At 71.7% G+C, this 22,212-nt stretch carries 17 protein-coding genes; 9 read left to right on the top strand and 8 right to left on the bottom strand.

All coding sequences use genetic code 11. The annotated features are described in order from the left end of the window. Positions 1-63 precede the first annotated feature (63 nt). Both katG and K4S16_RS24210 read right to left on the bottom strand, forming a co-directional pair. Positions 64-2,277, bottom strand: coding sequence for a catalase/peroxidase HPI (gene katG / locus K4S16_RS24215; protein WP_149261332.1), 2,214 nt, complete (start codon positions 2,275-2,277; stop codon positions 64-66). Between the two features lie 30 nt (positions 2,278-2,307). Then, complete coding sequence (locus K4S16_RS24210; protein ID WP_200842112.1) at positions 2,308-2,712, bottom strand: Fur family transcriptional regulator; 405 nt, start codon at positions 2,710-2,712, stop codon at positions 2,308-2,310. 410 nt (positions 2,713-3,122) lie between these two features. Here K4S16_RS24210 and K4S16_RS24205 point away from each other — a divergent pair, with 410 nt between their 5' ends. From K4S16_RS24205 to K4S16_RS24185, 5 genes are read left to right on the top strand one after another with little or no spacing between them, the layout of a single operon-like run. Then, complete coding sequence (locus tag K4S16_RS24205; RefSeq protein WP_149261330.1) at positions 3,123-4,700, top strand: chitinase; 1,578 nt, start codon at positions 3,123-3,125, stop codon at positions 4,698-4,700. A gap of 10 nt (positions 4,701-4,710) precedes the next feature. Next, the gene (locus K4S16_RS24200) at positions 4,711-6,474 is read left to right on the top strand and encodes a chitinase (RefSeq protein WP_149261329.1); all 1,764 of its coding nucleotides are present in this window, start codon (positions 4,711-4,713) and stop codon (positions 6,472-6,474) included. Positions 6,475-6,527: 53 nt separating this feature from the next. Then, positions 6,528-7,397, top strand: coding sequence for a lytic polysaccharide monooxygenase (locus K4S16_RS24195; protein ID WP_149261328.1), 870 nt, complete (start codon positions 6,528-6,530; stop codon positions 7,395-7,397). A gap of 13 nt (positions 7,398-7,410) precedes the next feature. After that, complete coding sequence (locus K4S16_RS24190; protein WP_149261327.1) at positions 7,411-8,031, top strand: DUF305 domain-containing protein; 621 nt, start codon at positions 7,411-7,413, stop codon at positions 8,029-8,031. Positions 8,032-8,040: 9 nt separating this feature from the next. Next, on the top strand, positions 8,041-10,602 hold the full coding sequence (locus tag K4S16_RS24185; protein ID WP_149261326.1) for a glycosyl hydrolase family 18 protein: 2,562 nt from the start codon (positions 8,041-8,043) through the stop codon (positions 10,600-10,602). 341 nt (positions 10,603-10,943) lie between these two features. Here K4S16_RS24185 and K4S16_RS24180 read toward each other — a convergent pair whose 3' ends face one another. Together K4S16_RS24180 and K4S16_RS24175 are read right to left on the bottom strand one after the other, a co-directional pair. Next, a complete protein-coding gene (locus tag K4S16_RS24180; protein ID WP_149261325.1) occupies positions 10,944-11,612 on the bottom strand; it encodes a nitroreductase family protein in 669 nt (222 codons plus the stop codon). Positions 11,613-11,675: 63 nt separating this feature from the next. Beyond that, positions 11,676-12,203, bottom strand: coding sequence for a VOC family protein (locus K4S16_RS24175; protein WP_160161015.1), 528 nt, complete (start codon positions 12,201-12,203; stop codon positions 11,676-11,678). A 143-nt stretch (positions 12,204-12,346) separates the two neighbouring features. Between K4S16_RS24175 and K4S16_RS24170 the strand changes: the two genes are divergently transcribed. The 3 genes from K4S16_RS24170 to K4S16_RS44450 all read left to right on the top strand — a co-directional run bounded on the left by K4S16_RS24170 (position 12,347) and on the right by K4S16_RS44450 (position 16,165). Next, complete coding sequence (locus tag K4S16_RS24170; RefSeq protein WP_235037040.1) at positions 12,347-13,606, top strand: acyltransferase; 1,260 nt, start codon at positions 12,347-12,349, stop codon at positions 13,604-13,606. Positions 13,607-13,678: 72 nt separating this feature from the next. Next, on the top strand, positions 13,679-15,835 hold the full coding sequence (locus K4S16_RS24165) for a TerD family protein (protein ID WP_149261322.1): 2,157 nt from the start codon (positions 13,679-13,681) through the stop codon (positions 15,833-15,835). 183 nt (positions 15,836-16,018) lie between these two features. After that, on the top strand, positions 16,019-16,165 hold the full coding sequence (locus K4S16_RS44450) for a hypothetical protein (RefSeq protein ID WP_160161014.1): 147 nt from the start codon (positions 16,019-16,021) through the stop codon (positions 16,163-16,165). Here K4S16_RS44450 and K4S16_RS24160 read toward each other — a convergent pair. From K4S16_RS24160 to K4S16_RS24150, 3 genes are all read right to left on the bottom strand, one after another. Beyond that, the gene (locus tag K4S16_RS24160) at positions 16,138-17,589 is read right to left on the bottom strand and encodes a DHA2 family efflux MFS transporter permease subunit (RefSeq protein WP_149261321.1); all 1,452 of its coding nucleotides are present in this window, start codon (positions 17,587-17,589) and stop codon (positions 16,138-16,140) included. The two genes, K4S16_RS44450 and K4S16_RS24160, sit on opposite strands and share 28 nt — an antisense overlap. Before the next feature lie 203 nt (positions 17,590-17,792). Then, positions 17,793-18,125: a hypothetical protein gene (locus K4S16_RS24155; protein WP_149261320.1), complete on the bottom strand. Its 333-nt coding sequence runs from the start codon at positions 18,123-18,125 to the stop codon at positions 17,793-17,795. Positions 18,126-18,157: 32 nt separating this feature from the next. Next, positions 18,158-18,535: a hypothetical protein gene (locus K4S16_RS24150; protein WP_149261319.1), complete on the bottom strand. Its 378-nt coding sequence runs from the start codon at positions 18,533-18,535 to the stop codon at positions 18,158-18,160. Positions 18,536-18,906: 371 nt separating this feature from the next. Here K4S16_RS24150 and K4S16_RS24145 point away from each other — a divergent pair, with 371 nt between their 5' ends. Further along, positions 18,907-20,868 carry a SpoIIE family protein phosphatase gene (locus tag K4S16_RS24145; protein WP_149261318.1) on the top strand — a complete coding sequence of 654 codons (1,962 nt, stop codon included), beginning with the start codon at positions 18,907-18,909 and terminating at the stop codon, positions 20,866-20,868. On the opposite strand, the gene K4S16_RS24140 is transcribed toward K4S16_RS24145, so the two are convergent. Then, a complete protein-coding gene (locus K4S16_RS24140) occupies positions 20,865-21,833 on the bottom strand; it encodes a suppressor of fused domain protein (protein ID WP_149261317.1) in 969 nt (322 codons plus the stop codon). The genes K4S16_RS24145 and K4S16_RS24140 overlap by 4 nt on opposite strands. Between the last annotated feature and the right edge of the window lie 379 nt (positions 21,834-22,212).

Genomic DNA, 22,212 nt, shown 5'->3' with positions numbered 1-22,212 from the left:
GGTCCGAAAGGCGTCCGGGCCGGACGCCGCGGCGGCCGGCCCGGACGTCCCGGACGTTCCCGATCAGGTGAGGTCGTACCGGTCCAGGTTCATGACCTTGTCCCACGCGGCGACGAAGTCCTGGACGAACTTCTCGCCCGCGTCGTCGCTCGCGTAGACCTCCGCGACGGCGCGCAGCTCGGAGTTCGCGCCGAAGACGAGGTCGGCGCGGCTCCCGGTCCACTTGAGCTCGCCCGAGGCGTCGCGGCCCTCGAACGTCTCGGAGGTCGCGGAGTCCTCGCCCGTCGCCTTCCACACCGTGCCCATGTCGAGCAGGTTGACGAAGAAGTCGTTGGTCAGCGACCCCGGGGTGTCGGTGAGGACGCCGAGCGACGACCCGTCGTAGGTGGCCCCGATGGCGCGCAGGCCGCCGACGAGGACGGTCATCTCGGGCGCCGTCAGCGTGAGCAGGTTCGCCCTGTCGATCAGGAGGAACTCGCCCGGCAGGATGTTGCCCTTCTGGAGGAAGTTGCGGAAGCCGTCGTGCGTCGGCTCCATCACCTCGAAGGACTCGACGTCGGTCTCCTCCTGGGAGGCGTCGGTGCGGCCCGGAGTGAAGGGCACCTCGACGTCGTACCCGGCGGCCTTGGCGGCCTGCTCGACCCCGGCGCACCCGCCGAGCACGATCAGGTCGGCGATGGAGACGCGCTTGCCGCCGGTCTGCTCGGCGTTGAACGCCTCCTGGACCTGCTCCAGCGTGCGCAGCACCTGCCGCAGCTCGTCGGGGTTGTTGACCTCCCAGCTGCGCTGCGGCTCCAGCCGGATGCGGGCGCCGTTGGCGCCGCCGCGCTTGTCGGTGCCCCGGAACGAGGCGGCCGACGCCCACGCGGTGGTGACGAGCTGCGAGACCGACAGCCCGGAGTCCAGCAGCCTGCGCTTGAGCTCCGCCACGTCCTCGGCGCCGACGAGCTCGTGGTCCACCGCCGGGACCGGGTCCTGCCAGATCAGCGTCTCGGACGGGATCTCCGGGCCGAGGTAGCGCGTGACCGGGCCCATGTCGCGGTGGGTCAGCTTGAACCACGCGCGGGCGAACGCGTCGGCGAACTCGTCCGGGTTCTCCATGAAGCGCCGCGAGATCGGCTCGTAGATCGGGTCGAAGCGCAGCGAGAGGTCGGTCGTCAGCATCATCGGCTGGCGGTTCAGCGTGCCGTCCTCGGGGTCGGGGACGGTGTCGGCCCCCGCGCCGTTCTTCGGCCGCCACTGGTTCGCCCCGGCGGGGCTCTTGGTCAGCTCCCACTCGTAGCCGAAGAGGACCTCGAAGAAGGTGTTGTCCCACTTGGTCGGGGTCGGCGTCCAGGTGACCTCCAGGCCGCTGGTGTAGGAGTCGCGGCCCTTGCCGGTGCCGTGCGTGCCCTTCCAGCCGAGGCCCATGTCCTCCAGCGGGGCGGCCTCGGGCTCGACGCCGATGCTGTCGGCCGGGGCCGCGCCGTGCGTCTTGCCGAAGGTGTGGCCGCCGGCGATCAGCGCGACGGTCTCCTCGTCGTTCATCGCCATGCGGGCGAACGTCTCGCGGATGTCGCGCGCCGCGGCGACCGGGTCCGGGTTGCCGTTCGGGCCCTCCGGGTTGACGTAGATGAGGCCCATCTGCACCGCGGCCAGGGGCTTCTCCAGCTCGCGCTCGCCGCTGTAGCGCTCGTCGTCGAGCCAGGCGGTCTCGGGGCCCCAGAAGACGTCCTCCTCGGCCTCCCAGGCGTCCCGGCGTCCGCCGGCGAAGCCGAAGGTCTTCAGGCCCATCGTCTCCAGGGCGACGTTGCCGGCCAGGATCATCAGGTCGGCCCACGAGATCTTGCGGCCGTACTTCTTCTTGACCGGCCAGAGCACGCGGCGGGCCTTGTCGAGGCTCGCGTTGTCCGGCCAGCTGTTGAGCGGCGCGAAGCGCTGCTGGCCCGCGCCGGCGCCGCCGCGGCCGTCGCTGACGCGGTAGGTGCCCGCGCTGTGCCACGCCATGCGGATGATCAGCGGCCCGTAGTTGCCGAAGTCGGCGGGCCACCAGTCCTGCGAGTCCGTGAGCACGCGCGCGATGTCCTGCTTCACGGCGGGGAGGTCGAGGCTCTCGAACGCCTCGGCGTAGTTGAAGTCCTCACCCAGCGGGTTCGTCATGGGCGGGTTCTTGGCGAGCAGCTTCAGGTTGAGGCGTTCCGGCCACCAGCGGTTGTTGCCGCCACCCTGGGTCGGGTGGGCGGCGCGCTCGTGGGCGACCGGGCAACCGCCTGCGGCGGCTTCGTTGTTCTCAGACATGTGATTCCTTCCAGGGCGACCGTGGGTGAATCAGGAACTCTCGGCGGTCGAGCAGTCGGGGCACAGGCCCCAGTAGACGACCTCGGCCTCGTCGATCAGGTAGCCGCGGTCGTCGGACGCCGTCAGGCAGGGGGCCTCCCCCACGGCGCAGTCGACGTCGGCGATGGCTCCGCACGAGCGGCACACGACGTGGTGGTGGTTGTCTCCGATCCGCGACTCGTAGCGGGCCACGGAACCGGACGGCTGGATGCGCCGCAGCAGGCCCGCCGCCGTCAGCGCGCGCAGCGAGTCGTAGACGGCCTGGTGGGACACCTTCGGAAGCTCCTCGCGCACGGCGCCGATGACCGACTCGGTGTCGGTGTGCGGGTGCGCGTGGACGGCGCTCAGCACCGCCAGCCGCGGGCGGGTCGCGCGCAGGGCGGCCGCACGCAGCATCTGGTGGAAGTCCAAGGAGCTGGCCACGCCCCCAGCCTGCCCCGTTATCTGGAATCAGTCAAGATATTGAATGAACCATGTTCAGGGGTGTATCGATTCTTTACCCCTGCCAGGAGGACGGATTCCCGAGCGTAGATCGGCGGCGGCGGCCGGCCACCTGGCGATGTTCGCCGTCGATCGCCGCCCGTTCCGGCGAGAGTTGCCGATTTCGAAGATCGCCGGAGCTGGTTCGGTACGCGAGCTGGGGTGGTCCCCCCGCCACGGTCCAGCACTCCCGCAAGGGTCTTGCCCGCGTCGCGGGCACTGGCTACCTTGACCCTAAATAGATAGGAAACCTTCCTATCCAATATGTGAACGATCTCGGGGTTCGGGGGAATCCGCCAGCCTTTCCGCACCGATGGAGTGAGCCCTTGCGCCCCCGCTCTGCTCTCAGCGCCCTCGCCGCCCTGCTCCTCGTCCTCACCATCGCGCCCGGCGCCCGCGCCGCCGCTCCGGGCGCCGCCACCGCCACCTTCAGCAAGCCCTCCGACTGGGGCTCCGGGTGGGAGGGACGTTTCACGCTCACCAACGGCACCGACACGGCGATCAACGGATGGCGGGTCGAGTTCGACCTGCCCTCGGGGACGTCCGTCGGGTCCTACTGGGACGCGCTCCTCACCAAGGACGGCCGGCACAGCACGTTCCAGAACCGCGACTACAACGCCGTCGTCCCGCCCGGCGGGTCGGTGACGTTCGGGTTCCTGGGGAACGGTCCCGGAAGCCCGCAGAACTGCACGTTCAACGGGAAGCCCTGCGAGGGCGGCGGGACGACCGATCCCCCGGGCTGGCTCGGCGCCCCCGGCACGCCCGCCGTCACCGCGCGGACCGACACCTCGCTGACGCTGGCCTGGCAGGCCGGCAGCGGGACGCCCGCCGGGTACCGCGTCTACGAGGGCTCCGACCTGAAGGCGACCGTCAGCGGCACCACCGCCGTGATCGGCGGCCTCGCCGCGTGCTCCACGCACGGCTACACGGTCAAGGCCTACGACGACAAGGGCGAGTCGCCCGCCAGCGCGGCCGTCACCGGGACGACCAGCGGATGCGCGACCGGCCCGCTGCCCAAGCACTTCCTGACCGGCTACTGGCACAACTTCGTCAACCCGGCGCAGGAGCTCAGGCTCTCCCAGGTCCCCGACCAGTACGACCTGGTCGCCGTGTCGTTCGGCGAGGCCACCGCCCGGTCCGGCGAGGTCTCGTTCCGGGTCGACCCCGAACTGTCCACCGCCCTCGGCGGGTACACCGACGCGCAGCTCAGGGCCGACATCGCCGGCCTGCACTCCAAGGGCAGGAAGGTCATCCTGTCGGTGGGCGGCGAGAAGGGCGCGATCCGGGTCGCCGACGGCGCCTCGGCGCAGCTCTTCGCCGACTCGGTCGCCGGGCTCATGACGCGGTACGGGTTCGACGGGGTCGACATCGATCTGGAGAACGGCCTCGACCCGACCTACATGGAGCAGGCCCTGCGGGCGCTGCGCGCCAAGGCCGGCGCCGACCTGATCATCACGATGGCGCCGCAGACGATCGACATGCAGTCGACCGGCGGGTCGTACTTCCAGCTCGCGCTGAAGATCAAGGACATCCTCACCGTCGTCCACATGCAGTACTACAACTCGGGCGCGATGCTCGGCTGCGACCAGAAGGTGTACGGGCAGGGAACGGTCGACTTCATCACCGCGCTGGCCTGCATCCAGCTGGAGAACGGGCTGCGCCCCGACCAGGTCTCGCTCGGACTTCCGGCCGGGCCGGGCGCGGCGGGCGGCGGCGTCGTGGCGCCGTCGGTCGTCAACAACGCGCTCGACTGCCTTGCCAAGGGCACCGGTTGCGGCACGTTCAAGCCGTCCCGCACCTACCCCGACATCCGCGGGGCGATGACGTGGTCCATCAACTGGGACGTCACCAACGGCGGCGGCTTCGCCGGGACCGTGGGCCCGCACCTGGACACCCTGCCGTAGGGAGCCTGAGATGAAGAAGATCTGGGTCCTCGCGGCCCTCCTCGCCGGACTGCTGGTCGGGGTCACCACCCCGGCGCACGCGGACAACGTCCTGGCCAACGCCGGGTTCGAGAGCGGTTCGCTCACCCCGTGGTCGTGCGACGGCGGATCGGTCGTGACCAGCCCGGTGCGGACGGGCGGCCACGCGCTCGCGGGAGGCGTGACGGCCGGGAGCACCGGCCAGTGCACGCAGACCGTGAGCGTGAAGGCGAACACCGCGTACACGCTGTCGGCCTGGGTGCGCGGCAGCTACGTGTACCTCGGCGTGACCGGCGGGGCGTCCACCTGGATGCCGTCCGCCGCCGACTTCACCAAGCTGTCGGTGGCGTTCACGACCGGGGCAGACCAGACGTCCGTCCAGGTCTACCTGCACGGCTGGTACGGCAACGGCGCCTACTACGCCGACGACGTCGCCCTGGACGGCCCCGGCGGCGAACCGCAGCCCGGCGTGCCAGGCGTGCCCGCGGCACCGAAGGCCGGCGCCGTCACCGACGACTCGATCGCCCTGCAATGGGGTGCGTCGTCGGGCACGGTCACCGGCTACCGCGTCTACGAGGGCGCCACGGCCAAGGCCACGGTGACCGGAACGAGCACCACGGTCTCGGGTCTGGCGGCGTGCAGCTCGCACACCTTCACGGTCGCCGCCTACAACGACGTCGGCGAGTCGGCGAAGTCCGAGGCCGTCAGCGCGCGTACCGGCGGCTGCACCGACACCGGGCTCCCGAAGCACGCGCTCATCGGTTACGTGCACGCGAGCTTCGCCAACGGCTCCGGCTACGTGCGGATGGCGGACGTCCCCGACGCGTGGGACATCATCGACCTCGCGTTCGGCGAGCCGACGTCCCCGACCTCCGGCGACATCCGGTTCACGCGGTGCCCGGCGAGCGAGTGCCCGAACGTGGAAAGCGACGAGGAGTTCATCGCCGCGATCCGCGCGAAGCAGGCGCAGGGCAAGAAGGTGCTGATCTCGATCGGCGGCCAGAACGGCCAGGTGCAGCTCACGACGGCGGCCGCGCGGGACGCGTTCGTCCGGTCGGTGTCGGCCGTCATCGACAGGTACGGGCTGGACGGCCTGGACGTCGACTTCGAGGGCCACTCGCTCTACCTGGACGCGGGCGACACCGACTTCCGCAACCCGACCACCCCGGTCATCGTCAACCTGATCTCGGCGCTGAAGTCGCTGAAGGCGAGATACGGGTCGAGGTTCGTCCTGACGATGGCGCCGGAGACGTTCTTCGTGCAGGTCGGGCACCAGTTCTACGGCGGCGCGGGCGGCGGCGACAACCGGACGGGCGCCTACCTGCCGGTGATCGACGCGATGCGGGACGACCTGACCGTCCTGCACGTCCAGGACTACAACTCCGGCCCGGTGATGGGCCTGGACGGCCAGTACCACACCATGGGCGGCGCCGACTTCCACATCGCGATGACCGACATGGTGAAGGCCGGGTTCCCGGTCGCGAACACCGGTCGCACGTTCCCCGGCCTGCATCCCGACCAGATCGGCATCGGCCTGCCCGCGGCGGTCAGCGCCGGCAACGGGTACACGCCGCCCGCCCAGGTGCAGCAGGCCGTGAACTGCCTGGCCAAGGGGCAGGGCTGCGGCTCGTACACGCTGCGCGGCGGGACGTCCCCCGACCTGCGCGGGCTGATGACCTGGTCGGTCAACTGGGACCGCTACTACGGCTGGGAGTTCATGAACAGCCACGAGCCCTTCCTGAACGGCCTCCCCTGACCGGCCGTCCTGAACGGCCTCTCGCAGCACCCCACCCCACCGGAAGGAAACCCATGCCATCCACCCGTAGGAAGGCCGCCGCGGTGGCGGCCGCCGCGCCGGCCGCGTCCGCGCTGGTCGTGCTCGGCACGGCGACCGCCGCGAGCGCGCACGGCACGATGTCCGACCCGCCCAGCCGCGTGTACGTGTGCAGCCAGGAGGGGCCGGAGAACCCGACGTCGGACGCCTGCAAGGCGGCCGTCGCGGCCAGCGGCACGCAGGCCTTCTACGACTGGAACGAGGTGTCGCTGCTGGACGCCGGCGGGCGGCACCGGGAGATCATCCCGGACGGGCAGCTGTGCAGCGCGGGCCGGGCCAAGTACCGGGGGCTGGACCTCCAGCGCGCCGACTGGCCCGCAAAGCCGATGCGATCCGGCCAGCAGACGATCACCTACCGCGCGACCGCGCCGCACGGGGACAGCAACTTCGAGTTCTACATCACCCGGGAGGGCTGGGACCCGACGCAGCCGCTGCGCTGGGGCGACCTCGTCCCGCTGGCGAGCTTCACGCACCAGTACCCGTCCGAGTACACCAACTGGACGCTGAACATCCCGCCGCGGACGGGCCGCCACGTCCTGTACTCGATCTGGCAGCGGGTGGTGGGCAGCCAGGAGGCGTTCTACACCTGCTCCGACGTCGACTTCGGCGGGACCACCACCCCGACGCCCACCCCGACCCCGACGCCCACGCCCACCGAGACTCCGACCCCGACACCCACTCCCACCCCCACCGGGACGCCGAGCGGCACCTGGAAGGCGGGGACGTCCTATGCGGTGGGCGACCGGGTGACCTATGACGGCATCACCTACGAGTGCCGCCAGGCGCACACGGCGATCGCGGGCTGGGAGCCGCCGGCCACGGCCGCGCTCTGGCAGCCGGTCTGACGAGCCCGGCGCGATGAGGCGCGGCCTGACGACGTCCGGCTCGCTGGCGCTGATCGCCGCGTGCGTCGTCCTGCTCGCGGTCCAGTGCGGGGCCGGCGGCGGTCCGCCGTCGCCGGTCCCCGTGCAGGCGCGCGGCGGGACCGGGTTCAACGCCACCGACGTCATGTTCCTGCAGATGATGGTCCCGCACCAGGGCCAGGGCGTGCGGCTCGCCCGGCTGGCGCGCGGCCGTCCCGTCCGCCCCGAGGTCGCGACGCTGGCCGCCGCGATCGAGACCACGCAGCTCGCCGAGATCAGGGACATGGCGGGACGGCTGCGCGGCTGGCACCGGCCGCCGACCGCCGACCCGCACTCCCGTGAGCACGACCTGCACGGCGGGATGCCCGCGACCACCGACGCCGAGCTGAAGGCGCTGGCGCGGACGCCGCCGGACCGGTTCGAGCGCGCGTTCCTCAACCTGCTGATAGCCCACCAGGACGACGCCGTCCAGCTGGCGCGGCTGGAGACCGGCAAGGGCGAGGACGCGTGGACGAGGCGGCTCGCGCAGCGCGTCGACAGGTCCCGCTCGGCTCAGATCGACCGGATGCTGGCGCTCCTCGGCTCCCCGACCCCGAAGAACCTCCCCCAGAAGTAGGTGTTCGGCATGCGCAGATTAATCGCGGTCCTCGCGGCCTTCGTCGTCGTCGCGGCCTTGGCCGTCGCGCCCGCGCGGGCGGCCGACCGGCTCACGGCGGTCTTCAGCCTGTCCGGCACGACCGGGAAGTACGTCGTCGGCAATCCCGGGACGGCCGACGTCAGCGGCTGGAAGCTCGTCTTCGAGCTGCCCGCCGGGGTGACGGCGAGCAACCCGCAGAACGCCGCGCTGTCGCAGAGCGGCACGAAGGTGACGCTGACCCCGGCGTTCTACATCAACACGGTGAAGGCGGGCGGGAGCACCGAGCCCTACAGCCCCACGTTCACGCTCAGCTCCCCCGCCCAGCCGACGAGCTGCACGATCAACGGCGCGAACTGCGACGGGACGGGCGAGCCGCCGCCCGCACCCACCGGGATCACCGCGGACTACACGGTCAGCGGGACGCGGGCCAAGTTCGTCGTGGCGAACCACACCGGCGCGTCGATCGGCAACTGGTCCGTCGTGTTCGACCTGCCCGCGGGCGTGACCGCGAGCAACGCCGACAACGGGACGGTCAGCCAGAGCGGCACCACGGTCACGCTCAGCCCGGTCTACTACAACTCGACGATCGGGGCCGGGCGGACGACCGAGCCCTACAGCCCGACGTTCACCGTCAGCAGGTCCGGCGCCGAGCCGACGAGCTGCCGCGTCAACGACGCCAACTGCGACGGCGCCCCGGACACGCCGCCGAGCGCCCCGGCCGGCCTGAAGTCCACGGTGAAGACGACCAGGACCGTCTCCCTGGCCTGGGACGCGGCGAAGGCGGGCAGCCTGCCGGTCACCGCGTACGAGGTCTACAACGGGTCGGCGCTCGCGGCGACCGTCCCTGAGACGAGCGCGACGGTCACCGGCCTCACCCCGAACACCGAGTTCACGTTCACGGTGAAGGCCCGCGACCGGAAGGGGAACCTCTCCCCCGCCAGCGCGCCCGTCACCGTCAGGACCAACGACCCGGCCGCCGACACGCAGGCGCCGTCCGTCCCGTCGGGGCTGCACAGCACGGGCAAGGACTCCGCCAGCGTGAAGCTCGCCTGGACGGCCTCGTCCGACAACACCGGCGTCGCGAACTACGACGTGCTGGTGGACGGGAAGGTCGCCACGACCGTGACCGAGACGACCGCCACCGTCGCAGGGCTGTCGCCCTCCACCGAGTACGCGTTCGCCGTCCGGGCGCGCGACCTGTACGACAACCTGTCGGCGGCGAGCGCGGCGGTGAGGGCGACGACGGACGACGTGGTCTCCGACGGGTACGCGCGTGTCGGCTACTTCGTGCAGTGGGGCATCTACGGCCGCCAGTACTTCGTGAAGAACCTCGACACCACCGGCAACGCCGCCCGCCTCACCCACATCAACTACGCGTTCGCGAACATCGACCCGGTCAACCTGACATGCCTGCAAGGCGTCACGAAGGGCACCACGTCCGACCCGCAGGACCCGAGCCAGGGGGACGGCGCGGGCGACGCCGAGGCCGACTACGGGCGCCCGTTCAGCGCCGCCCAGTCGGTGGACGGCGTGGCCGACACGGGCTGGGAGAAGCTGCGCGGCAACTACAACCAGCTCAAGAAGCTCAAGGCCAAGTACCCGAAGCTGAAGGTGCTCATCTCGATCGGCGGCTGGACGTACTCGAAGTACTTCTCCGACGTCGCCAAGACCGACGCGTCCCGGAAGAAGTTCGTCGCGTCCTGCATCGACACGTACATAAAGGGCAACCTGCCCGACTACAACGGCGCGGGCGGGCCGGGCACCGCCGCCGGGATCTTCGACGGCATCGACCTCGACTGGGAGTGGCCGGGCGCCGAGGGGCACCCGGGCAACCACGTCAGTCCGGACGACAAGCACAACAACACGCTGCTGATCGCGGAGTTCCGCCGCCAACTCGACGAGCTCACCAGGTCGACCGGCAAGCGGTACCTGCTGTCGGCGTTCACCCCGGCCGACCCGGCGAAGATCGAGGCGGGCTGGGAACTGGCGGAGGTCGCCAAGTCCATGGACGTCTTCAACATCCAGGGCTACGACTTCCACGGCGCGGGCAGCGACAACTCCTGGGAGCCCAACCGGACGGGCCACCAGGGCAACCTCTACGCCGACACCGACGACCCGTACTCGTTCCACTTCAGCGTCGAGAACGCGGTGAAGCCGTACCTGGACGCCGGGGTCAACCCGCGCAAGCTGACGATCGGCCTCGCCTACTACGGCCGCGGCTGGCAGAACGTGGCCGACGGCGGCAAGGGCGGCGAATGGCAGGACGCCAAGGGCGCGGCGCCAGGGCAGTTCCAGGAGGAGGCGGGGACGCGCGGCTACAGCAACCTGCTCGCGAGCGTGCCCAACTGCAGGATCGTCCACGACGAGCAGGCGGTGGCGACGTCCTGCTACACCGGCGACAACGGCCAGTGGTGGACGTTCGACGACGCCTGGTCGATCCAGAAGAAGACCGCCTGGCTGCGGAGCAGGAACCTGCTCGGCGCCATGATCTGGGAGATGTCCGGCGACCCCGGCGTCCTGACCAAGGCCCTCGACGACGGCCTGAAATGAACGGCTCGATGACCTGAGCCGGACCCGCCCCCGATCCCAGGGCCGGCGTCGCCGCCCCGCTCGCGGCGCCGGCCCTGTTCCATGCCCGGGATCAGGACGCGCGAGGACGGACATGGGACTGCGCCATCCTCCCCGACGGGCGGGGACCGGCGGTCCCGCGTGCGTCTGGCGCGTAGACGGGGGTCACGCGGGGCCGCCGGGGTCTCCCGGCAAGGACCTGAAGCCTTGTTCGGCAGCTTATTGGCACTACGCCAATAAGGCAAGAGCCGCGCCCGGTCGGGGGGCGACCCGGGCGCGGCCTCGAAGGGCATGGCCAGGGCGCGTGCCCGGTTGGGCCGTGCTCACCAGCGGTCGATGTGGAGGATCTCCTCCAGCGGGACCCGCGGGGCCGGACGGAAGGTGTCGCCGGTGTAGTAGGCGGTGGGGATGAGCGCGCCCTGGCGGACGTCCTCGGGCAGGCCGAGCAGCTCGGCGACCTCCCGCTCGTACATCAGGTGAAGGGACGTCCACGCGGTGCCGAGCCCCCGGGCCCGGGCCGCGAGCGCGTAGTTCCAGACGGCGGGCAGCAGCGAGCCCCACAGGCCCGCCTGGTTGCCCTCCGCCAGCCGCCCGCCGGGCACGTGCAGGCACGGGATCACCAGGACCGGCACGTCTCCCATGCGCTCGGCCAGGTGGGCGGCGCTCTCCCCTACGCGGCGCTGGACCTCGGCGCGTTCCGGATCGTCCTGGTAGCGGGCGGCGCCGGCGCCGCCCGCCTGCGCGTAGGCCTCGAACGCGCGCCGGTAGTGCTCGCCGATCGCGGCGCGCGTGGCGGGGTCGGTGACGACGATCCACTGCCAGCCCTGCCGGTTGCTGCCGCTCGGCGCCTGGACGGCGATCTCCAGGCACTCGCGGACGAGTTCCATGGGGACGGGGCGGTCGAGGTCGAGGCGCCTGCGCACGGTGCGCGTGGTGGTCAGCAGCTCGTCCGGGCTCAGCGGCAGCGTCGTGCGGCTCTCATCGGTCGTCATGTTCCCCATCGTCCCCAGGCGCCCCGGGGCTACCCACCGCCGGGGGCCAGGGGCCCGGCGGGATCAGTCGGCCTCGATGACCGGGTTCAGGAAGACGTCCTTCGCCTCCTGCGGGGTGAGGTCGGTGCGGCCGGTGAGGTCGTTGCGCGCGTCGGTGAACCGGAACCGGTAGCCGCCGGGCGGCAGGTGGCCGATCTCCCACCAGTTGCCGTCGAGGTCCTTGAGGTAGAAGGAGTAGACCCCGTGCTGGCGGACGGGCTTGTTGAGCTCCTTGACCCCGTACTCCTCGGCCACTTCCGCGATCCGGCGGTAGGCGTCGTCCACCTCGCCGTCGCTGCCCACGTCGATCCCGTTGTGGTAGAGCAGCGGCATGTCGGGGCGGTCGGGCTTGGACTCCACGCACACGTACGTGTGGTCGCCGCCGAGCCTTGCGTAGAGCACCGCCACCATCGGCTGGACGACCTCGAGGCCGAGGATCTCCTCGTAGAAGCGCCGGGTCGCCGCCACATCAGTGATCTTGAGCGTGCCGTGCGAAAGGAAACGCGACTTGATCGCGGGTTCTCCGGTCGAGCGGTGCGTGATCGCAGGCATTGGCCCTCCAAACCGCCACTTTTCGGGCGACGCACAGGAAACCGTTCTCGTCCATTTCACGGCAGATATGCGTTTCAGGGAAGACCTGAGTTCGATGGTAGAGATGAGGTAAGAGCTACTACTCTGTCGGAATGCTTCCCGCCTTGGGGGTTTCCCCCGCATCGTCCAGACTTGGGTGGCTCGATGCGCTGCGGGGGGCCGCGGCCCTGGCGGTGGCGGTGCACCACGCCAGCTACGTGTACCTGCCCGACCTCCGGGTGCGGATCGCCGACTGGTTCGATCCCGGCCTCTTCGGCGTGCTGGTGTTCTTCCTGGTCAGCGGGTACATCGTGCCCGCCTCGCTGGAGCGGCGCGGCAGCGTGCGGGGATTCTGGGTCGGCCGCTTCTTCCGCATCTACCCCCTGCTGGCCGTGACGTGCTTCCTCGCCGTCCTGCCGTTCCTGCTGGGCGTGCTCGGGCTCAGGGCGGGCCTGGAGGAGTACTCCCCCGCGACGGCCGTCCTGGCGCACGCGACGATGCTGCAGGACGTCCTGAACGTCCCGAACGCGATGAACGTGCTGTGGACGCTGTCCTACGAGATGGCCTTCTACCTGCTGGTCGTCGCGCTGTTCGTGGTCGGCGGGAGCCGCCGGTCGGCGCCGGCCGCCGTCGTCCTCGCGGTGGTCGCGCTGGTGGCGGTCGCGCTGACGGCGACCGGGCTGCTGACGGGTGCGTACGCCCCCGCGGCCCTGCTGTCGCGCACCGCGGGCACGGGCCCGGTGGTCGCGGTGACGGTGGCAGCGCTGGCGGTGGCGATCCCGGCGGCGTCGTCCCGGCGCCCCGCGCCGCGGATCGCGGGCGGGCTGCTCGGCGGGCTGCTCGCCCTCGCGCTGGTCTCGGTCAACGGGCGCGTCGGCGCCTGGGAGGGCCTGCTCATGCTGGCGGCCATGTTCACGGGCACCGCCGTGCACCACGCCGAGCACGGCCAGATGACGCGGCGCGCGGCCGGAGCGACGTGCGCCGCGGTCCTGACGGGCGCGCTCGCCGCCGGGACGTGGAACGCGGCCCCCTACGGCCGGAACGCCCAGCTCGTCTGGTGCGGCGCGGTACTGGCGGCGGCCGCGACGTTCGCGGCGGCCTGGCGGCTGCGGCACCGGCGCTTCCCCGCATGGGCGACCGGTCTCGGCACCATCAGCTTCTCGGTGTACCTCCTGCATCCGCTGCTGCTGATGGTGGCGGCGCAGTTCTTCGACGTCTCCGGACGCGAGGACCCGGCCGGCCTCGCGTTCTTCCTGCTCGTGCTGATCGCGGTCAGCTGGGCCTCGCAGCGCTGGATCGAGGCGCCCGCGCAAAGGCTGGGAAGGCGCCTCGCCCGCTCGACCGCACCGGATACGCGGATGGAGCAGCACGCACTCGCGTCCTGATCCGAACGGTCAATTGACCGCGAAGAAGTTAATGACGTGCGGGAATTTATGGTGCTCTGTCACCATGGCGCGGTGAACATCTGGCTTGAGGCATTGGTCGTCCGGAACACGCATCGCATTCCCGCGCCCTCCGGCCCGTCCGGAGAAGGGGCGGCGGTGGCGCGGCAGTTCGACGCCGCGCTGATGTCGGCCGGCTTCAAGCTGTCGGGGGACGTCCTGCGCGCGCTGTCGGGGCTCTCGGAGCAGACCGTCCGGAGCCTCGCGGTGCGGACGCTCGCGACCGTCCGCGACATGGCGGGCGACCACGTCCGGCACAACTCCTACTTCCGCGACTTCCCCCGCAACGTGCCCGACACCCTGGACTTCTGGCTCGGGCTCCTTCACGAGACGATGCAGGACGCCGACCTCGCACCGGCGGCGCGCGAGTCGCTGCGAGGCGGCGTTCTCGACCTGCTGACGCTCAAGGGCTACGGCCGCTACCAGCACACCTACGAGGAGATGCTGGCCGCGCAGGACGAACTGGTCGCCGCCGCGAGCGACCGGGTGACCGTCCTGCACCTCGGGCGCGGCCTCGACGAGGAGGCCGCGGAGCTCTATCTGCGCCTTGCGGAGAGCACCACCCCGCTGGGGGAAGAGGACCTCGAGACGCTCGGGAAGCTCGCCGCGCACCACACCTCCGGCCCGCACCCGGAGCGGATCCCCGTCCGGGAGAACCGCGCCGTCATCAACCGGGTCCGCCTGGCGCTCGGCGCCGAGCCGCTCGTCGACACGGTCACCGACGTGCTGCGCCTGGCGTGCGCGCTGTCGGACGGCGACGTGACCCTCCAGGAGCCCACGCGGTTCGCGTCGATGCCGCGTCCCACGCGCCGGGCGCTGCTCGCCGCGCTCGACGGCGTGGTCCGCGACGACCCCGGCAAGCTCGGCGACGTCGCCGCCTGGCGCGAGCCGTGGAAGCGGCTCGGCGAGCGGCTCCACCCGCACGAGTACCCGAAGTGGGCGGGGGCGGCGGACGTGTTCGCGGTCGCGCGCGGCGAGAAGAAGGCGCCGTCGTTCGCGGCGCGCTTCGAGGCGCGCCTGGCGTCCGGGGACGTCACGGGCGCCGCGCGCGTGGCGGCGGGCGCGCCCGGGATGCTGTTCCGGTCCCTGGACCGGCTGCTGCGCCTCGCGCCGGACTCCCAGGACGCGGTGCTCAAGACGGCCGAGTCGGTGGCCGGCCGCGTGTCGGGACGGGTGCTGCTGTCGGTGCGGGAGCACCTGCTGAACCGCGCCGCCGAGACCGGGGGGACGCGGCTGTTCGCCAACCGGCTCGGCCTCGGCGTGGCCATGCCCGACACCCGCCCGCCTCTGGACACCGCCGCGGTGGAGCGGCTCTCGGCGCTGCTGGACGAGGAGATCCGCGGCCGGCTCCCCTCCGTCGGGCACCTCGTCGTCGCCCCGGACGCGCTCGACGTCGCGCTGCCGCTCAGCGGGAAGGCCGCCGGGAACGGCCTCGGCGTCCTGCCGCGCGGCTCGATGTCGCCCGTCGACGGCGCCCTGCTGCGGTTCTTCGTCTACTGGCGGCAGCACGAGACGCGGACGGACTTCGACCTTTCCGCGCTCATGCTCGATGACGACTACGACAACCCGGAATGGCTGTCCTACACCAACCTCACGAGCGTGGCGGGAGAGCATTCCGGCGATATCACCGACGCCCCCGAAGGCGCCTCGGAGTTCATCAACCTGACCCTGGCCAAGGTCAAGGCGCGGTTCATCGTGCCGCAGGTGAACATCTACTGCGGGGAGGGCTTCGAGGACGTCGAGGAGTCGTTCTTCGGGTTCATGCTGCGCGACGCGGAGCAGAAGGGCCGCCCGTTCGAGGCGCGGACCGTCCGGATGAAGTCGGAACTGCGCGGGCCCGGTCGGGTCGCGCTCCCGCTGGTGTTCCTGCGCGGCGACGACGGCCGGTGGAGCGCCAAGTGGCTGCACCTGCACCTCAAGGGCGGGACGAACTTCAACCGGGTGGAGAACAACCGGGTGACGACCTCGATGCTGCTGCGCGGGATCGTGGAGCGCCGCTTCCTGACCGTCCGCTACCTGATGGACCTCCTCGGCGCCGAGAAGACCACCCTCTGGGACGGCACGGCGCCCGGCGGACCGGTCACGTTCATCGGCCTGGAACGCCCGGAGGGCCTGCACGAGGACTCGATGGTCTACACGCCGGAGAATCTGGGTGACCTTGTCCCGGCCTGACTGCTAAGGTCGATGTGCGAGGCCATGAAGGGGCTTCCTTCTCATACTTTCAGATGATAACCAGCCCTTTCGCTTTCCTCGCTTTCGACAGAAACGGGCGCGCCTTCCGGTGCGCCCGTTCTGTTTTCCGGCGCCTTTGTCCGCCGACTGGCCCGCCCCCGGTGCGGCGGCCATAGTGGTTCCGTGGGCGAGCATCGGGCGAAGAACCCATGGGGCGCCGAGGTCATGGCGACCGGGATCGTAGCGGTCGGGCTGCACCTCGCGGGCCTCGTGTGGGCGGTCGTCGCGGTCGGCGCCGTCCGTCACGCGACGGCGTCCGCCTCCGGCTGAGGCCGCCGGCGCTGTTCGGCCTCCTCCTCGGCGCGGGGCCGCGGCAGGAACGGGACGATGGCGGTGCCGACCGCCGTGATGTCGGCCGCGACCACGAACGCGGCCGAGTAGCCGTCCACGAGGTCCGGCCCGGCGTGCGCGGCGGTGGTGCCGAGGACGGTGAGCCCGATCGCGCCGCCGATCGTGCGGGAGGTGTTGACGACGCCCGCGACCGCGCCCGCCTCGGCGGAGGGCACCCCGCTGGTCGAGGCCTCCACCAGCGGCGTCATCAGGAGGCCGAAGCCGAAGGCCATGGTCGCGCCCGGTCCGAGGATCGCGGTGAGGAACGTTCCATCGGCGTCCAGCACGAGGCTCTGCCAGGCGAACCCGGCCGCGGCCAGGAGCCCGCCGACGCCGGCGAGGCGCCGGACGCCGAGCCGCGCCATCAGCGGCGGCGCGAGCCGCGACCCGAGGATGATCCCCGCCGTGTGCGGGAGGAACGACAGGCCGGTGCGGACCGCGCTGTAGTGCAGGACGTTCTGCATGTAGAGCGACAGGAAGTACCAGAGCGCGAAGCCCGCCATCGTCGCGACGAGGGTCGCGAGGTTGCCGACCGCGACGCTGCGCAGCCGGAACAGCCGCAGCTGGACGAGCGGCTCGGGGGCCCGCGACTCGACCGCGACGAACGCGGCGAGCAGGACGACGCCCGCGCCGAGCGGGAGCACGCCCCTCCAGCCGTGGTCGCCGATCTCGCCGATGCCGAACGCGAGCAGCCCCACGCCCGCGGTGACGAGGACGGCGCCGGGCAGGTCGAGGCGGCGGCGCCCGGCCGTCTCGCGCTCGGCGCGCAGCCAGCGGGCGGCGATCACGGCGAGGACCGCGCCGACCGGGACGTTGATCAGCAGCACCCAGCGCCAGCTCAGGTAGTCGGTCAGCAGCCCGCCGACGAGGCCGCCGGTCGCGCCGCCCGCGGTGCCGACGGCCGTCCACGTCGCGATCGCCTTCGTCCGGGCGGGGCCCTCGGGGAACGTCGCGGTGACGAGCGACAGCGTGACGGGCGCGAGGACCGCCGCGCCGAGGCCCTGGAACGCGCGGGCCGTGACCAGCATGGCGCCGTCCTGCGCGAACCCGCCGGCGAGGCTGGCAAGGGTGAACAGGCCGAGGCCGGCGAGGAAGACGCGCTTGCGGCCGTAGAGGTCGGCGGCGCGCCCGCCGAGGAGGAGGAACCCGGCGAAGGCCAGCATGTAGGCGTTGACGACCCACTGCAGGCCGGTGACGCCGAGCCCGAGGCCCTCGCGGATGTGCGGCAGGGCGACGTTGACGACGGAGATGTCGAGGACGACGAGGAACTGGCCGATCGACGCGGCGAGCAGCGCGGCCCACCCCGGGGTCGTCGCCGTGGCCGGCCGCGCCGTCGCCTTGGCGTTGAGGTCTGCTGCGGTCATGCGTCCATGCTGGCCGCCGGGCGGGCGCGGCGCGTCGGTCGGCGGTCCCGGTCGGTGACGTCCGATCGGCCTAGGACCCCGGCCCGGTCACGGTGGCGGCTCCGTCGGGTTCTCCGCCGACCGCCTGCGTGCGACCAGGAGGGCCCACACGACGAGAAAGAGCGCCCACCCGTGTCGGGTGGGCGCTCTTTCCCTGGTTCGGATCAGGCGCGGCCGAGGTCCCGGATGGACACGATGGACGCGGTCTGGAACTTCTTGTGGCCCTTGCCGTCGGCCTTGACCGACGTCTTGTAGGTCTTGGTCGTCCAGCTCAGGCTGTACTTGATCTGGAGCTTGTGCTTGGTCTTGCAGCGGTTGTGCCAGTACACCGTCACGGAGCTGTTGCCGTCGCCGTAGGACCAGGCGAAGCACCCGGCGACGCCGCGGTGGACGTCGGCGGACGCGGGAGCGGCGCCCACCCCGACGGCGAGGCCGGCGGTGACGGCCGAGGCCGCGGCGATGGCGGCGGCGCGGGTGCGCAGGCTGCGTGCGGACATGTGGTTCCCCCTCTGGCTACCGCCGGACCGGCTCAGCACGAACCCTTGGACAGGATGCTGACCTTGTTCGGGTTGCCGTTGTCGATCTTCTTGTGGCCCTTCTTCTTGGCGGGGGCCACGAAGCACTTGTTGAAGCGCGTGCCGTTCTCGCGGACGAACTCCAGCTCGATCGCGCGCTTCTGGGAGCAGTGGTTGTTGTAGTAGACGGTCGTCGAGACGTTGCCGTCGCCCCAGGAGATGTTGATCTTCTTCCCCTTGGGGGACTTGCACTTGGCGGACTTGTGGTGCGTCGCGTTGACGGACACGCCCCCGTCCGGGCGGGCCTGGGCCGACGCCGCGGCCGGGGTGACGAGCACGCCCGCGGCCAGTCCGGTGCCGACGAGGGCCGGGATGAGCTTGCGGTACTTCACGTGATCCCCTTTCGTGAGTCCAGCAGCACGCCCGCGCGGCATTGGTCCGGCCGCGGTGACCGGAACCGGCCGTGCGGACGGACCAAGGTTCGCACCGGGCGCGGCGGACCCGCAAGCGATCTTGATCCGGCCGGGCGCGGCGCGGCGGAACCGGAAGGAACCGTTCCGCGAACAAGATCATCACTGGTCGCGGACGGCTTCCGGGGCGCCCGGGAGAGCCTGCGGGGCCTGGCGTGAAATGGTCTCGGTGTGAGATGAATCTCCTCGGCGCAAGCGGGTACCGGTGCTTGCGCACCCGGTGCGTCACAAGGTGTTAACCCGGATGTGTCGGAAACAAAGGGACGCACGGAGGGTGACCATCCGGAGGGTTGATGCAGGACTCCCCAGGCGACGAGGACATGGACAGGATCACCGGCGATGCACGGATCGTCCGCGAGGTGTTCGAAGCGATCCCGGCCGCGGTGGCCGCGGTCGAGAATCCCGGCGACTACCGCCTGGTGGCGGTGAACGCCGCCTACCGCGCGCTGGTGGCGCGGGACGAGGTCCTCGGCCGCTCCGCCTCCGAGCTGTTCCCCGAGCTCGTCGCCCAGCAGCTGTTCGAGCTGTTCGACCGCCCGTTCCGCACGGGGGAGACCGTGACGGCGCGGGAGTGGCGCGTCCAGCTGCCCCGCGCGACCGGTGACGACGAGGACGTCTACATCGACTGCACGATCGTCCCGCAGAAGTCCCCCACCGGGGAGGTGGTCCGGCTCGTGGCGTTCGCGCAGGACGTCACCGAGCGGGTGCGGGACCGGCAGGCGGCGCGGCGGCGGGCGGCCGAGGCGGAGCGGGACCCGGGCGAGCCCGTCGACGTCGTCGGCGTGCTCCAGCGGCAGCTGCTCCCGGCGGGCCTGCCGATCCTGCCGGGCCTCCAGCTCGGCGGCAGCTACCTTCCCGCGGGCGGCGGGACCGCCGCGGGCGGCGACTGGTTCGACGCCGTCCCCCTGCCGGACGGCCGGACGGCCCTCGTCGTCGGGGACGTGGCCGGGCGCGGCGTCGAGGCGTCGGCGGCGATGGGGCGGATCCGCTCCGTCCTGGAGGACCGGCTCGACCACAGCGGCGACATCGGCGAGGCGCTCGCCGCCGTCGACCGGCTGGCGTCGCGGCTTCCGGCCGCGCGGGCGGCGACCCTGTGCGTCGCCGCCCTGGACCCCGCCGACGGGCGGCTGACGTACTGCACGGCGGGGCATCCGCCGCCGCTGCTGATCCCGTCAGCGGGCCCCGCCCGGTTCCTGCGCTCGTCGGGCGGCGGGCCGCTCGGCTCCGGGACCGGCTTCCCGCTCGCCGAGGACCACCTGGACGTCGGCGACCAGCTCCTCCTCTACAGCGACGGAATCGTGCGGCGGTCGGGCGAGGAGGTCGTGGCCGGCACCGCCGAACTGGCGCGCGTCGCCGCGGACGTCGCCGCCGGCCGGGTGCTGCGCGAGGACTGGCTCGCCGCCGTCGACCGCCTCACGACCCAGACGCTGGAACTGCTGGTCAGGACGTCCGGGCATGACGACGACATCACGCTGCTGGCCGCGCAGCGGACCGCCCCGCCGGCGCCGCTGCTGCTGGACCTGCCGGCCGAGTCGGAGGCGATCCCCGCCGCCCGCAAGGCGCTCGACGAGTGGCTGTACGACCTCGGGACCCGCGCCGAGGACGTGATCCTGCTGCGCCACGCGGTCGGCGAGCTGGTCACCAACGCCGTTGAGCACGCCTACAACGGCACGCCCGGCGCCGTCCGGGTGCGGGCCGAATGCACCGGGCGCGGCATGGTGGAGGTCGAGGTCGCCGACGACGGCCACTGGCGCGAGCCGTGGCAGCCCACCGAGGACCGCGGCCGAGGCCTGGCCATGGCGAGCGACTTCGCCGACGACCTGCACGTCGAGACCGGACCGCGCGGGACGACGGCGACCGTCCGGCACCGGCTGACCCGCCCGGCACGGCTGCTCACCGCCGGGGAGGTCGCGCCGCCGTCCGCGTCGGACGACCTGCCGGAACTGCTGCTGATCCTGGAGCAGCCCACGGCGGGGCCGCAGCGGATCCGGCTGGACGGCCCGGTCGACTCCGCCACCGCCGAGCAGCTGCGCGAGGAGCTCGTGGTGCGCACCCGCGGCGGCACCACCCCCCTCACCGTCGACCTGACCGGCGTCACCCACCTGTCCAGCGCCGGCGTCGCCGTCCTCTTCGAGGCCGAGACCCGCACCGACGCCCCGGGCCGCCCGTTCCTCCTCTACGCCCCACCGGGCAGCCCCGCCCAACACGTCATGTCGATGGTCGCTCTCCCCCACACGACGACCGAACCCGGCTAAGCGACCACGTTCACGGTGAGGGCCCCGACCCGGTACGTGCCGGGCTGCGGCCGGACGGCCTCGGCGACGGCGCGGCTCACCTCGTCCGGCAGCGTGATCTCAAGCGCGTCCTCCGCCCGGGTGTGGCCGAACTCGGGGCCCGGGAGCAGCACGACGGGCTCCCCCGGACCGCGCAGGACCAGCGGGTTCCCGTGCGGCACCCGGGCCGGCAGCACCTTGGTGAACTGCGGGACGTGCTGGACGCCGATCTCCAGCGTGACGCCGCGCGAGGTGTCGGCGGCCAGCCGCTGGAAGAACAGGAACCCGGTCCCCGACCCGTCCCGCGCGGAGCCCTCGCGCACCGCCGCCGCGACCCCGGGCACGTCGGCCAGCGACATCCGTCCGAGGTCGGTGACCAGCAGCGGCAGGTGCGGCGCCATGGCCTCGACGAGCCCCTGCACGTGCCACGACTGCGCCGCGTGCAGCTCGTCGGTGGTGAGGCCGACGAACTGCAGGAACGCGACGTTCCCCAGCGCCGTCTCCGCCCGCCCGAGCTCCGGGTCGAGCACCAGCGCCCCGGCCCGCACGGCCGAGTCCGGCCGCTCGGGATCGAGCCCGTCCGGGAACTCGATGTAGTGCCCCGGCCGGAAGTCGTTGCCGCTCTTCACCACGTACGACGCCAGATTCTCCAGATGCCCCATCGCCCAGTTCGGCGCGGCCTCCTCCCCCGCCCGCCGCGGCACCCGCAACGTGAACTCGTACCCGCGCTCCTCGTACGGCGCCGTCAGCGCGTACCCGACGAGATGCCAGTGCGGCACGGGCTCGTCCCGCGGATAGACCGCGATCGTGTTGGTGACGAACTGCCCCATCGGTACCGGCCCCATGGGCCGGTACGGCACGGGCGCGTCCCATTCCAACCGCTCCGCGTCCCCGTACCGCGCCTTGAGCACCCCGTCGATCGCGTTCCACCCGTCCAGATTGAGCATCCCGTCCCCTCTCGTCGCCTACACCCCGAACCGACGCACCAACCCCGCCCACGGTTCGACTCTCCGGGCCCGCAGCCGCGCGATCGGTTGCGGCGGGATGGTCCACCGAGCGACAGCCAGCCCCTTACGACCGATATCGGCCACCCCGAAGCCGTTGCGAAAATAAATGCACACCGTCCGCTCTTCTGAAATTCCCAGGGCAGTGATCTGCATCTCTCATCCCGGGTCGCCATATCTACATAGGTGCATCCTTTTCGGACAGCAGCACGAAGGACGGCGACGGGCAGGGCGCCCATTTTTGCAGGTGCCGACCCGCACGCACGATCGGCGTTAGAGTTACGGACACGAAAGACATATCCGAAATGCTTTCAGTGTGCAT

The organism is Actinomadura sp. K4S16 (assembly GCF_008327685.1).
In the GTDB taxonomy this organism is placed as follows: Bacteria; Actinomycetota; Actinomycetes; order Streptosporangiales; family Streptosporangiaceae; genus Spirillospora.
The sequence above is the reverse complement of the archived record's forward strand: the minus strand, read 5'-3'. Positions and strand labels throughout refer to the sequence as shown.

Bases quoted from the DNA above. Each gene is read 5' to 3' on its own strand.
- K4S16_RS24175 (WP_160161015.1), bottom strand. From the start codon at position 12,203: ATGCCTGCGATCACGCACCGCTCGACCGGAGAACCCGCGATCAAGTCG.
- K4S16_RS24155 (WP_149261320.1), bottom strand. From the start codon at position 18,125: ATGTCCGCACGCAGCCTGCGCACCCGCGCCGCCGCCATCGCCGCGGCC.
- K4S16_RS24200 (WP_149261329.1), top strand. From the start codon at position 4,711: ATGAAGAAGATCTGGGTCCTCGCGGCCCTCCTCGCCGGACTGCTGGTC.
- katG (WP_149261332.1), bottom strand. From the start codon at position 2,277: ATGTCTGAGAACAACGAAGCCGCCGCAGGCGGTTGCCCGGTCGCCCAC.
- K4S16_RS24160 (WP_149261321.1), bottom strand. From the start codon at position 17,589: ATGACCGCAGCAGACCTCAACGCCAAGGCGACGGCGCGGCCGGCCACG.
- K4S16_RS24140 (WP_149261317.1), bottom strand. From the start codon at position 21,833: ATGCTCAATCTGGACGGGTGGAACGCGATCGACGGGGTGCTCAAGGCG.
- K4S16_RS24145 (WP_149261318.1), top strand. From the start codon at position 18,907: ATGCAGGACTCCCCAGGCGACGAGGACATGGACAGGATCACCGGCGAT.
- K4S16_RS24190 (WP_149261327.1), top strand. From the start codon at position 7,411: ATGAGGCGCGGCCTGACGACGTCCGGCTCGCTGGCGCTGATCGCCGCG.
- K4S16_RS24195 (WP_149261328.1), top strand. From the start codon at position 6,528: ATGCCATCCACCCGTAGGAAGGCCGCCGCGGTGGCGGCCGCCGCGCCG.
- K4S16_RS24185 (WP_149261326.1), top strand. From the start codon at position 8,041: ATGCGCAGATTAATCGCGGTCCTCGCGGCCTTCGTCGTCGTCGCGGCC.
- K4S16_RS24180 (WP_149261325.1), bottom strand. From the start codon at position 11,612: ATGACGACCGATGAGAGCCGCACGACGCTGCCGCTGAGCCCGGACGAG.
- K4S16_RS24210 (WP_200842112.1), bottom strand. From the start codon at position 2,712: ATGCTGCGTGCGGCCGCCCTGCGCGCGACCCGCCCGCGGCTGGCGGTG.